Genomic DNA, 12,130 nt, shown 5'->3' with positions numbered 1-12,130 from the left:
TGCTCGCGAAGGGGCCAGTGCAGACACTGCATTACTTACAGGTCACCCATGATCCGCCCGGCAAACCCGAACACCCGGCGATGCCCGGCCAGGTCTACCAACTCGACCTCGCGGCTCTGCCCCGGCTCGAAGCGCACGGCGGTGCCCGCGGGGATGTTCAGGCGCATGCCGCGGCTGGCGGCGCGGTCGAAGGTCAGGGCGTCGTTGGTTTCGAAAAAATGGTAATGCGAGCCAACCTGGATCGGCCGGTCGCCGCTGTTGGCCACCTTCAGGCTGACGGTGCGGCGGCCCACGTTGAGTTCGATATCACCGGGCTGGATTTGGTATTCACCGGGAATCATCAATGGGCTCCTTGGAGAATCTTGTAGTAGAGGGCGGTCGGTTTGTACTGGCCGCTCGGGTCGCAGGCATAGTCGGGAATTTGACCGGCCTTGGTGTAACCCAGGGCTTTGTAGAAGTCTTCGGCGGGGGAGCCGGCCTCGGTGTCGAGGTAGAGCATGCCGCGCTTGTGCTGAAGGGCGGCTTGTTCCAAAGCACTCATTAACTGTTGGCCCAGACCACGACGACGCGCGTGTTCACGTACCAACATTTTTTGCACTTCAGCGCGGTTCAGGCCATTGGCTTTCTGGCACAGGGTCAGTTGCACGCTGGCCTGTACCTGTTCGTCCTTGACCACCACCCACAGCAGCACGTTGCCCTTGTTCAGGTTGTCCTGAACATCATCGAAATAGGCACGGGCCTGGGTCGCGTCCAGATCGGCCATGAACCCGACACTGGCGCCATAGCCGACGGCGTCGAGCAGCAGATCAATCAAACCCTGACGATAGTGCGCAAAGCTTTCAACATTGACGCGGCGCAGTTGGGCGGCGTTCATGGCAAATTACTCCTTGTTGGCGGTCGGCGGCTCCGCGCCAGGATTGAGGGTCAGTTGCATAAAAGTCAGGTCCAGCCAGCGACCGAACTTGGTGCCCACCTGGGGCATTTGGCCGGTCGTCACAAAACCGGCTCGTTCATGCAGGCGAATAGAAGCGGCGTTACCGCTTTCGATGGCGGCGACCATCACATGTTTGTCGCAGCCTTTGGCGCGCTCGATCAACGCGGTCATCAATTGCGGGCCGAGACCATTGCCACGCTGATCGCTGCGCACGTAAACCGAATGCTCGACGGTGTGACGGAACCCGTCGAACGGCCGCCAGTCACCGAATGAAGCGTAGCCCAGCACCGTGTTGTCGCCGTCGACAATCACCAGAATCGGGTAGCCCTGGGATTGGCGGGCGCTGAACCAGGCCTGGCGGTTACCCAAATCCACGGCCTGTTCGTTCCAGATGGCCGTGGTGTTGAGCACGGCGTCGTTGTAGATGTCGCGGATCGCCGGCAAGTCGGCGTGCGCTGCATCGCGGATGTGGTAAGTCATGGCGCGGCCTCAGGCGATCGGTTGGTGGACGGTGACCAGTTTGGTGCCGTCGGGAAAGGTCGCCTCGACCTGGATCTCCGGGATCATTTCCGGGATGCCTTCCATCACTTGTTCGCGGCTGAGCAGGGTGGTGCCGAAGTGCATCAACTCGGCCACGGTCTGGCCGTCGCGGGCGCCTTCGAGCAGCGCTGCGGAAATGTAGGCCATGGCTTCCGGGTAGTTGAGTTTCACGCCGCGCGCCAAACGCCGCTCGGCCACGAGGCCGGCGGTGAAGATCAGCAGCTTGTCTTTTTCGCGTGGGGTCAGGTCCATCGTTTGGAATCCATATCGGCAGATAAAAAAGTATTCGGATCTGTAAACACGAACGCCCTATGGGAGCGGCGGTGCGACGATTCGACTTGCTCGCGAAAGCGGACTTACATTCATCATTTTCGGTGTCTGACACACCGCTTTCGCGAGCAAGCCCGCTCCCACATTGAATCGTGTTTCAGGTGCTCCATATTCTGGGGGGGACGGCTTCGCGGCCGAGCAATGCCGGCCGAAGCAGTTGCCACAAATCAATCAACCAACCCCGCGCCAACAATGCTTCACTGGCCAGGCAGCGGGCGACTAAAAGCCCGGGCAACTGGGTCAGATCTCCGCGCACGTCATGGGGCAGCGAGCGGCATTTCTCCAGTAAATCGCTATCGATGTCGCCGGTCACTAACAGGGTCGCAAACACCGGTTGTCCATCCAGGCCAATCGGCGAATCCAGCAAACCATCGCCTCCGACAATGCGCTGGCGTTCATGCCAGAGCAACTGACCGTCGCGGCGGATGTCCAGCTGCGCCTGAAAATGCCCGAGGTCGAAACGCTCGCCGCTGGCCGGGCGACCCAGCGCCACAACATCCCAGTAAAACAATCGCGCATCGCCTTCCAGATCAATCGAGGTGCTGAGCTCAGCCTGAGCGGCGCTGAAGATAATGGTTTCCTGTGGCAGCCACTCCAGTGTCGCACCGCTCGCCACTTTCAAATCCAGCTGCTGATAAGCGGGCCCCGCCGCGCGATACCACTTGGCCGCGCCGGGGCTGGTGATTTGCGCCCAGGCATCAGGGCCGACACTGGCCGAGATATCCAGCCGATCACCCCCGGCAATCCCGCCCGGCGGGTGCACGACGATGTGCTGGCAAACCTCGGGTCCTTCGGCATACAGATGCTTCTGCACCCGTAGCGGGCCTTTGTGCCGGCGCTGAACCGGGCGCGTGCTGTCGCCGAATCGGGCGTAGCCGAGTTCCAGCTCGGCGTGCCAGCTCGGGGTAAATACGGCAGTGGGAACAGGTAAATTCATGATGTCTAATTATCGTCGAGACGCTACAGACTAGATCGTAACCAGACCGCGCACACCCTCGGCCTCCATATTTTCCCCGCGACCCTGTTGCACGATCTCACCCCGAGACATCACCAGGTACTGATCGGCCAGTTCGGCGGCGAAATCGTAGAACTGCTCCACCAGCAAAATCGCCATATCACCACGGGCCGCAAGCTTCTTGATCACCGCGCCGATTTCCTTGATCACCGAGGGCTGGATGCCTTCGGTGGGTTCGTCGAGAATCAGCAGGCGTGGACGGCTGGCCAACGCTCGGCCGATCGCCAATTGCTGCTGTTGGCCACCGGACAAGTCACCGCCGCGGCGCTGCTTCATCTGCAGCAGCACCGGAAACAGCTCGTAGATGAACGCCGGGACTTCCTTGGCTTCAGCGCCGGGGAATCGCGACAGGCCCATCAACAGGTTTTCTTCCACGGTCAGCCGGCCGAAAATTTCCCGACCCTGCGGCACGTAAGCGATCCCTGCGTGAACCCGCTGGTGTGGCTTGAACGCGGTGATCGGTTTGCCTTCCCAGTTCACCGCGCCTTCTTTGGCCGGCAACAAACCCATCAGGCACTTGAGCAGGGTGGTTTTGCCCACACCGTTGCGTCCGAGCAGGCAGGTGACTTCACCGACCTTCACCTCAAACGTCAGGCCCCGCAGGATGTGACTACCGCCGTAATACTGGTGCAGCTTGTCGACTTGCAGCATGTTCCAGATCTCCTCAGATCCCCTGTGGGAGCGGGCTTGCTCGCGAATGCGGACTGGCATTCAACATATTCGCTGCCTGATACACCGCTTTCGCGAGCAAGCCCGCTCCCACATTGGATAGGTATTTGCAGGTCTATCGGCCTAAATAAACCTCGATCACGCGCTCGTTGTCCTGCACCTGCTCCAGCGACCCTTCGGCCAGCACGCTGCCCTGGTGCAACACGGTGACGTGGTCGGCGATGGAGCCGACAAAACCCATGTCGTGTTCCACCACCATCAGCGAATGCTTGCCCGCCAGGCGCTTGAACAGTTCGGCAGTGAATTCGGTTTCGGCGTCGGTCATGCCCGCCACCGGCTCGTCGAGCAACAAGAGTTGCGGGTCCTGCATCAGCAACATGCCGATTTCCAGAAACTGCTTCTGACCGTGGGACAACAAGCCCGCCGGGCGATTGACCGACGGGGTCAGGCGAATGGTGTCCAGCACCTCGCTGATGCGATCTTTCTGTTCGCCACTCAGGCGCGCCCGCAGGCTGGCCCACACCGATTTGTCGGTTTTCTGCGCCAGTTCCAGGTTTTCAAAAACGCTCAAGGCTTCGAACACTGTCGGCTTCTGGAACTTGCGACCGATGCCGGCCTGGGCGATTTGCACTTCGCTCATCTGCGTCAGGTCGAGAGTTTCACCGAACCAGGCCTTGCCGTGACTGGGGCGGGTCTTGCCGGTGATCACGTCCATCAGGGTGGTCTTGCCCGCGCCGTTGGGGCCGATGATGCAGCGCAATTCGCCGACGCCGATGTACAGATTCAGATTGTTCAGCGCCTTGAAGCCATCGAAGCTGACGCTGATGTCTTCCAGGGTCAGGATCGTGCCGTGGCGCGTGTTCAGGCCGGGGCTGGCGCGCTGGCCGAGGCCAATAGCGTCACGGCTGCTGCCGGCGTCCCGGTTGGGTTCCAGTGGTGGAAAAAAAGCCGGTTCGAGCATGAATTCAGCCGTTGCAGTGACTCTCATTGTTCACCTCTTTTTTTCAGCAGACCGATCACGCCTTTGGGCAGGTACAAGGTCACGACGATGAACAATGCGCCAAGGAAGAACAGCCAGTATTCCGGGAACGCCACGGTGAACCAGCTCTTCATTCCGTTGACCACCCCGGCACCGAGCAGCGGGCCGATCAGCGTACCTCGACCGCCCAGCGCCACCCACACGGCGGCCTCGATGGAGTTGGTCGGCGACATTTCACTCGGGTTGATGATCCCGACTTGCGGCACATACAACGCGCCGGCCAGGCCGCACAACACTGCGCTCAACACCCAAACAAACAGCTTGAAACCGCGCGGGTCGTAGCCGCAGAACATCAGGCGGTTTTCCGCATCGCGCAGGGCGGTCAGCACCCGGCCGAACTTGCTCTGCGCCAGACGCCAGCCGATGAACAGGCTCGCCACCAGCAACACCACGGTGGCGAAAAACAGCACCGCGCGAGTCCCCGGTTCCGTGATGCCGAAGCCCAGAATGGTGCGGAAATTGGTGAAGCCGTTGTTACCGCCAAACCCGGTTTCGTTGCGGAAGAACAGGAGCATCCCGGCGAAGGTCAGGGCCTGGGTCATGATCGAGAAATACACGCCCTTGATCCGCGAGCGGAAGGCGAAGAAGCCGAACACCAGCGCCAGCAACCCTGGCGCCAATACCACCAGACACATCGACCAGAGGAAGCTGCTGGTGCCGATCCAGTACCACGGTAATTCGGTCCACGACAGAAAGGTCATGAACGCTGGCAAGCCATCGCCCGAGGCCTGGCGCATCAGGTACATGCCCATCGCATAACCGCCGAGGGCAAAGAACAAACCGTGACCAAGGGATAACAGACCGGCGTATCCCCAGACCAGATCCAGCGCGAGGGCGACGATGGCGTAGCAAAGAATCTTGCCCACCAGCGTCAGCGTGTAAGCCGAGACGTGAAATGCGCTGTCCGGCGACAACAACGACAGTAGCGGCAACGCCAGCAACAGAACGAGGATCACCGCGCCAACGGCGATCGTGACTTTGGGACCGGCTTTTTGTGTTGCGGTAACGAGCAGGGGCTGATTCATCAGTCGATCACCCGTCCTTTCAGTGCGAAGAGGCCTTGCGGACGTTTCTGGATAAACAGAATGATCAGCGCGAGGATCAGGATCTTGCCGAGCACGGCACCGATCTGCGGTTCGAGAATCTTGTTGGCGATGCCAAGGCCGAACGCTGCCAGCACGCTACCGGCCAACTGACCAACGCCACCGAGCACCACCACCAGGAACGAGTCGATGATGTAGCTCTGGCCGAGGTCCGGGCCGACGTTGCCGATCTGGCTGAGGGCTACGCCACCAAGGCCAGCGATGCCCGAGCCGAGGCCGAAGGCGAGCATGTCCACGCGCCCGGTCGGCACGCCACAGCAGGCGGCCATGTTGCGGTTCTGGGTGACGGCACGCACGTTCAAGCCAAGGCGAGTTTTGTTCAGCAGCAACCAGGTCAGCACCACCACAAACAGCGCGAAGGCGATGATGACGATGCGGTTGTACGGCAGCACCAGATTCGGCAGAACTTGAATCCCGCCCGATAGCCACGCCGGGTTGGCCACTTCGACGTTCTGCGCGCCGAACACCAACCGAACAAGCTGAATCAGCATGAGGCTGATGCCCCACGTGGCGAGCAGGGTTTCCAGAGGGCGGCCGTAGAGGTGGCGAATCACCGTGCGCTCCAGCGCCATGCCGATGGCGGCGGTGACAAAAAACGCCACCGGCAACGCGATCAGCGGATAGAACTCGATGGCTTGCGGGGCGAAGCGCTGGAACATCAGTTGCACCACGTACGTCGAGTAGGCGCCGAGCATCAGCATCTCGCCGTGAGCCATGTTGATCACGCCGAGCAGGCCGAAGGTGATCGCCAGACCGAGGGCCGCAAGCAGCAGGATCGAACCCAGCGACATGCCGCTAAAAGCCTGGCCGAGAACCTCGCCGATCAGCAGTTTGCGTTTGACCTGGGCCAGACTGGTTTCGGCAGCGGTGCGTACGCCTGCGTCGGCTTCGACACCGGGTTGCAGCAGACTTTCGAGGCGGGTGCGAGCCAGCGGATCACCGGTTTCACCCAGCAGACGCACAGCGGCGAGGCGTACGGCCGGGTCAGCATCGACCAGTTGCAGATTGGCCAGGGCCAGGCTTAAAGCGGCGTGAACACTTTCATCTTTTTCGCCAGCCAGTTGCTGGTCGAGGAATTTCAACTGCGCCGGCTTGGCGCTTTTCTGTAATTGTTGCGCGGCGGCCAGACGGGTTTTGGCGTCGGTGGCGAGTAATTGGTGGCTGGCCAGTGCGGTGTCGATCAGACCCCGCAGGCGGTTGTTCAGGCGCAGGGTTTTCGGTTGGCCGTCGACGGTCAACTCGCCTTGCTGCAGGGCGTTGATCAGCTCGATACGGGCCGGATCGGGCTGCGCGGCCCAGGCTTCCAGAAGCCTGGCTTGCTGCATGGGATTGGCGACGACGAAGTCTTCGGCGTCGCCAGAATGCGCGGCCATCGGCAGTAAGAGCGCGAGGGCGAGGATGAAACGGTAAAGGGCAGTGGGCATAAAGAGTCGCCTTGCGCGGACTATGTGGGAGCGGGCTTGCTCGCGAATGCGGTGTGTCAGACACATGGATGTTGGATGTGCCGCCGTCTTCGCGAGCAAGCCCGCTCCCACAGGGATTTGTGTCGGGCCCGGGCTTGGGGCTCGGTCCGACAACCAGTGACTCAGTTGCTCTTCACCGCATAATCCGGCTTCTTGTCGTTACCCGAGATGAACGGGCTCCACGGCTCGGCACGGATTGGCCCTTCGGTCTGCCACACCACGTTGAACTGACCGTCCGCCTGAATCTCGCCGATCATCACCGGTTTGTGCAGGTGGTGGTTGGTCTTGTCCATGGTCAGCGTGTAACCCGACGGCGCAGCAAAGGTCTGGCCGGCAAGGGCCTCGCGGACTTTGTCGACGTCGGTGGACTTGGCTTTCTCAGCCGCTTGCGCCCACATGTGGATGCCCACGTACGTGGCTTCCATCGGGTCGTTGGTCACCGCTTTGTCGGCGCCCGGCAAGTTGTGTTTCTTGGCGTAGGCTTTCCAGTCGGCAACGAACTTCTTGTTCGCCGGGTTCTCGACTGACTCGAAGTAGTTCCAGGCCGCGAGGTTGCCCACCAGCGGTTTGGTGTCGATGCCGCGCAGTTCTTCTTCGCCGACCGAGAACGCCACGACCGGAACGTCGGTGGCTTTCAAGCCCTGGTTGGCCAACTCTTTATAGAACGGCACGTTGGAGTCGCCGTTGACGGTGGAGATGACCGCAGTCTTGCCACCGGCCGAGAATTTTTTGATGTTGGCCACGATGGTTTGGTAATCGCTATGACCGAACGGGGTGTAGACCTCTTCGATGTCCTTGTCCGCCACACCTTTGGAGTGCAGGAACGAGCGCAGGATTTTGTTGGTGGTGCGCGGGTAGACGTAGTCGGTGCCCAACAGGAAGTAACGCTTGGCGCTACCACCTTCTTCACTCATCAGGTACTCCACCGCCGGGATCGCTTGCTGGTTCGGCGCGGCGCCGGTGTAGAACACGTTCGGCGACATCTCTTCACCTTCGTACTGCACCGGGTAGAACAGCAGGCCGTTGAGCTCCTCGAACACCGGCAACACCGATTTACGCGACACCGACGTCCAGCAACCGAACACCACGGCGACTTTGTCCTGGGTCAGCAACTGACGGCCCTTTTCGGCGAACAGCGGCCAGTTCGATGCCGGGTCGACCACCACCGGTTCCAGCATCTTGCCGTTCACGCCGCCCTTGGCGTTGATCTCGTCGATGGTCATCAGCGCCATGTCTTTGAGCGAGGTTTCGGAGATCGCCATGGTCCCGGACAACGAATGCAGAATACCGACCTTGATGGTCTCGGCGGCCTGGAGGCTCCAGGTCATGCCCATCGCGGCAATGCTTGCCGAGAGTGTGAAAGCCTTGATCAAGCTGCGACGCTTCATTGTGCGATCTCCATGAACTTATGAATTTTCTTGGTTGGCAGATGCGGACTACTGAAGGGTCTTTAGCAAGGGCTGTGCCTAACACCGCAAGTGCTTTTGCGCGGGGGTGAAAACGTTCGGCGCAGCTACTTGTTGCACCGTGAGCGGGCATAAAAACGCTTGCGTGCACGGCGATGCGTCCAAGTGGTGCCGAGCGCACGAAGTAGTAACTATGTACCGCCTGCGCAATGCTTTGCGGTGCGAGAGTGAGGACCACCCTTGAATGACTCAATGGAGTTCCACTGCATGGACGAACAACCCCAACAACTCGCGCCGACCCCGTCGGGATCGGCACTGAACCTATTGGAAAGGGCGTTTCTTTCGGCGGACGATGCCGCTCGTTATGCCCATGAGCGAATCGGCCGCCACCGTAACCGCGGGTATTACGGCTATATCCTTCAGCGAAACGATCAGCGGTTTGTGCTCACCGACCTGACCGGGCATCCGGTCAGCATGACTTCCCATCACAAGGTGATCCCCGACAAGCATGTCTTGCACAGTCGTTTCTATTCGCATCCTGCGCTTTCGACGCTCGACGTAGCCAAGGTTACTCAGCTGAAGTGGACTGTCGAAGACGCCGCGACCAGCCTGTTGATGTTCAGCGTTGACGAACTGCGCAACAGCCTGCGGAGCGGTCTGCCGGCTTATCTTTCAGGGGCGGAAAACAGCCTGATCGGTTTCACTCCCGACAGGCGTGGTACGTCGAGCCTGCTGGCGCAACTGGGCACCGAGGCCGCCCCTGGCGTGTTTGCCCTGGGAATGAAGACGGGAGTCATCAAACCGGAACAATTCGTCGAGGAGGCAGCGGCGGCCGGTGATTTACAAGTCCTTGTCAGCAACGGCCGCTGGCGGCCCCGGGGAAGAATAACCGGCCCTGTCGCGGCCGGTCCGTGGGAACGTAGCGTGCCGCAGCGGGTGTCGTTTGGTGCGGTTTCCCGGTCAGTCGATGAGGCGGCACTGGAGCGCTACGCCAAAGACACCGAGCTGCATGACGAAGAACGGACCTGGTTCGGATTCATCCTCAAACAACAAGGTAAGGAAGAATACATCGCCACTGAACTGGTCCCGGTCAGCGATGGGAGAGACAAGCTTTACTCGTTGCGCAGCCTGTTTGGCATTTCCCGCAAGGCCGGGGACTATGACTATCCCGAGTCATTCAAGCTCCACGCTTTTTACTATTCGCGCCAACGGGTCAAGCACGCCCGCGACCCCGCCAGACGCTGGCTGGCGCACCACTTCATTGTGCCCAAGGATCTGTTTGTGGTGGTTTATGACTCCAATAAACGTCCGGTGCTGGACCCGGACAGGGTCATTCCTCTCTACATTTCGACTCAGGACGGAGCCCTGCTCAAATACGTCCCGCGCAAGGGCACCAAGCTGTTCGACAACGACACCCCCGGCATGGGGCTGGAGGATATCCAGAAAAACCTGGCCAGTGGTGTGCTGACCCCGACGGGTTTTGTCAGAGTGGTCGCCAACAGCGGTGCGTTGCAGGTGATGCGCACCAATGTCTGCTGGGACAGTAAAGGGATGGTCGACAAGTACTGGCAGTCGAGCATGAACCTGCAACGGCGCACCCTTGGCCCGGTATTTCTGACGGCTGATGATGCGGCTCTGCATGCGCGTTCGCAAATACCGAGCGGTAGCGTCAAGGCGTTTGGCGGTGTGATCCTGAAACGAGCCGATGGTTTTTTTGTGGCCACCGATCCGATCGCTATCCTGCGAGAGGACTTTGGTATCCCGTGGGTCTTCCCGGACGAAGCCGTGACGCTTGGCCAGTTTCCGGCGGGGTGTTCGGTGGTGGCGCGCTATCGCTCCCGAGTGCCTCGCGAGTTGCCGGTGCTGCTGTCGACAGTCGACAAGGAGGTGTATCTCAACATGCTCTCCGCCGATGTCGCGTACACCGCATTCACCCGTGAAGGGCAAACGCTCGATGAATACTTTCTGGCGCCGGACGGCGCGACCATTCGTTATCGGGCCGGGTTATGGGCACGATTCAAAGCCGACCTGGCCATTGCCCTGGGCACTTCGGGCAAGCCGGGGCGAGAGCTGGATGCCGCATCGATCAAGGAGCAAATCTATCGGGGGTCGCTGTCACCGACAAACTGGGTAAAAAGCCTGGCAAAGTCCGGTTACCTGCAAGTGGTTTCAGGGAGCCCGCTATGGGGCCCGGCTCATACCGTGACAGAATTTGAAGCCTATCCCCCGGCCGCCGCGCTAACTTCCGGCTATGCACGAGCGGTTGCCGAACCGGCCTGCAGCCCGATGTACCTTCGAGAACAGGATGCGGCCTGTTTCGCTCATGAACATGCACGCAATCGTTCAGCGACAGGTTTTGGATTCATTCTGAAAAATACCCGTACCGGCGCCTTCATTGCGACCCTGCCCATTGACGTGCAAGGCACATGGTTGGCGTATGAGCGAATCTTTCCCGGTGTACTCCCTTCTTCCCACGTCAGCAGCGCGATTCACCTGTGCGCGGGGCAAGCGCCGCAAAAGCTGTCGGACGATGATTACCGACATTTCCTTTCCCCCATGGACGTGAGTCTGGCCCGTGACGCTGCGCGAACGCCCCATGGCTTCAGACCGATTTATTTCTCCTGCGCCGATGGTGCCTTGTTGCGATTGGTGCTCAGCCCCTTCGACCCGGACCTTTCGCGGGACAAATTCGGCCAGTACGAATTCAAGGACAATCCGTTTGCCGCGCTTGAGCACGCACAGCGTGACTGGAAGGACATCGGCGAGGGCAGGTTCAGGCTGAGCCGTTACATCCAGCGAATGGCCAAGTCCGGAGAACTGGAGGTCCTGGTGACCAGCGCCTATTGGTCCCGAAAAGGCAAAGTGGGCCAGAACTGGCGGCCCCGCATGCCTTCTGTTTCCGTCGATGAGCAGTGGGCAAACAGCCCTGCGCCAGCCTTGGGGCCGATGTTCCATCATCCTGACGACGCGGCCCTTTATGCGCAGTCGCGGCTGGACAGTCACGAGAGTCAAACGACGGTACACGCCAGCGGGATTTTGAGCAGCCCCGGCAGCAATTCCTTTGTGGCACTGGAGCCCATTGCAGACCCTGGGTATCCCAATGAAGCCATCAAGCGAATTTTCCGTATTGCGAGTGATCCCTTGACCTCACCGCGCAATAAGCCGCCACGTTTTCCCGACGGCTACACATTGGTGGCCGGCCATCAGCTTTTCCAGGCCGCAGGCTCGACACTGGCCGAACGCTCCGATGCAACTGACGCAAACTTCGCCTCTCCAGCCCAGGTGCATGCGCACACCCATGCCTTGAAAGCCAAAGGGTTCGATATCAACGCCTACTACTATTCGACGCGTTATGGAGCATTGCTTAAATACACGCCAACCTATTCAGCCTCGGAGCGAACATTGCTGCTGACCCAGCCCGTTCAGCTCGTCGAAGGAAAGTGGGCCACCGTGCTGTCGACCGATGTGTTTATTACCCGTCTGGCGGACATCGGCAATTTGCAGGTGCTCAAGCCTGCGTATTTCTGGAATCAGGCCAGGCGCCTGGGCTCCGACTGGAGCATCAAACGCCAACAGATTCCGGATGTCTCTCCCCACCCCACGCGGGATGAGTTGTAAGAGGGGCGGGGGA

Annotated in this window: 11 protein-coding genes; 1 reads left to right on the top strand and 10 read right to left on the bottom strand. The window is 60.2% G+C overall.

Features of this window, described 5'->3' with window-relative positions; genetic code table 11:
* Nucleotides 1–35: 35 nt before the first annotated feature.
* The 10 genes from DFS28_RS07485 to urtA all read right to left on the bottom strand — a co-directional run bounded on the left by DFS28_RS07485 (nucleotide 36) and on the right by urtA (nucleotide 8,481).
* Nucleotides 36–341 carry an urease subunit beta gene (locus DFS28_RS07485; RefSeq protein ID WP_008146494.1) on the bottom strand — a complete coding sequence of 102 codons (306 nt, stop codon included), beginning with the start codon at nucleotides 339–341 and terminating at the stop codon, nucleotides 36–38.
* Entirely contained in the window at nucleotides 341–874 is a 534-nt protein-coding gene (locus DFS28_RS07480; protein ID WP_111449220.1) for a GNAT family N-acetyltransferase, read from the bottom strand. The genes DFS28_RS07485 and DFS28_RS07480 overlap by 1 nt, the downstream gene beginning before the upstream one ends.
* A 6-nt stretch (nucleotides 875–880) precedes the next feature.
* A complete protein-coding gene (locus DFS28_RS07475) occupies nucleotides 881–1,414 on the bottom strand; it encodes a GNAT family N-acetyltransferase (protein WP_111449219.1) in 534 nt (177 codons plus the stop codon).
* Nucleotides 1,415–1,423: 9 nt separating this feature from the next.
* A complete protein-coding gene (gene ureA / locus DFS28_RS07470; protein ID WP_007907366.1) occupies nucleotides 1,424–1,726 on the bottom strand; it encodes an urease subunit gamma in 303 nt (100 codons plus the stop codon).
* A 175-nt stretch (nucleotides 1,727–1,901) separates the two neighbouring features.
* Entirely contained in the window at nucleotides 1,902–2,741 is an 840-nt protein-coding gene (locus DFS28_RS07465) for an urease accessory protein UreD (protein ID WP_111449218.1), read from the bottom strand.
* 30 nt (nucleotides 2,742–2,771) lie between these two features.
* On the bottom strand, nucleotides 2,772–3,470 hold the full coding sequence (gene urtE / locus DFS28_RS07460; RefSeq protein ID WP_056746278.1) for an urea ABC transporter ATP-binding subunit UrtE: 699 nt from the start codon (nucleotides 3,468–3,470) through the stop codon (nucleotides 2,772–2,774).
* A 133-nt stretch (nucleotides 3,471–3,603) separates the two neighbouring features.
* Nucleotides 3,604–4,476, bottom strand: coding sequence for an urea ABC transporter ATP-binding protein UrtD (gene urtD, locus DFS28_RS07455; protein WP_111449217.1), 873 nt, complete (start codon nucleotides 4,474–4,476; stop codon nucleotides 3,604–3,606).
* On the bottom strand, nucleotides 4,473–5,552 hold the full coding sequence (gene urtC, locus DFS28_RS07450) for an urea ABC transporter permease subunit UrtC (protein ID WP_111449216.1): 1,080 nt from the start codon (nucleotides 5,550–5,552) through the stop codon (nucleotides 4,473–4,475). The genes urtD and urtC overlap by 4 nt, the downstream gene beginning before the upstream one ends.
* Nucleotides 5,552–7,054: an urea ABC transporter permease subunit UrtB gene (gene urtB, locus DFS28_RS07445; protein WP_111449215.1), complete on the bottom strand. Its 1,503-nt coding sequence runs from the start codon at nucleotides 7,052–7,054 to the stop codon at nucleotides 5,552–5,554. The genes urtC and urtB overlap by 1 nt, the downstream gene beginning before the upstream one ends.
* A 161-nt stretch (nucleotides 7,055–7,215) precedes the next feature.
* Entirely contained in the window at nucleotides 7,216–8,481 is a 1,266-nt protein-coding gene (gene urtA / locus DFS28_RS07435; protein WP_033055613.1) for an urea ABC transporter substrate-binding protein, read from the bottom strand.
* Between the two features lie 285 nt (nucleotides 8,482–8,766).
* Between urtA and DFS28_RS07430 the strand changes: the two genes are divergently transcribed.
* Nucleotides 8,767–12,117, top strand: coding sequence for a hypothetical protein (locus DFS28_RS07430; protein ID WP_111449214.1), 3,351 nt, complete (start codon nucleotides 8,767–8,769; stop codon nucleotides 12,115–12,117).
* Nucleotides 12,118–12,130: the final 13 nt, after the last annotated feature.

The organism is Pseudomonas sp. 478 (assembly GCF_003254125.1).
In the GTDB taxonomy this organism is placed as follows: domain Bacteria; phylum Pseudomonadota; class Gammaproteobacteria; order Pseudomonadales; family Pseudomonadaceae; genus Aquipseudomonas.
This window is presented reverse-complemented; position numbering and strand designations above follow the sequence as displayed.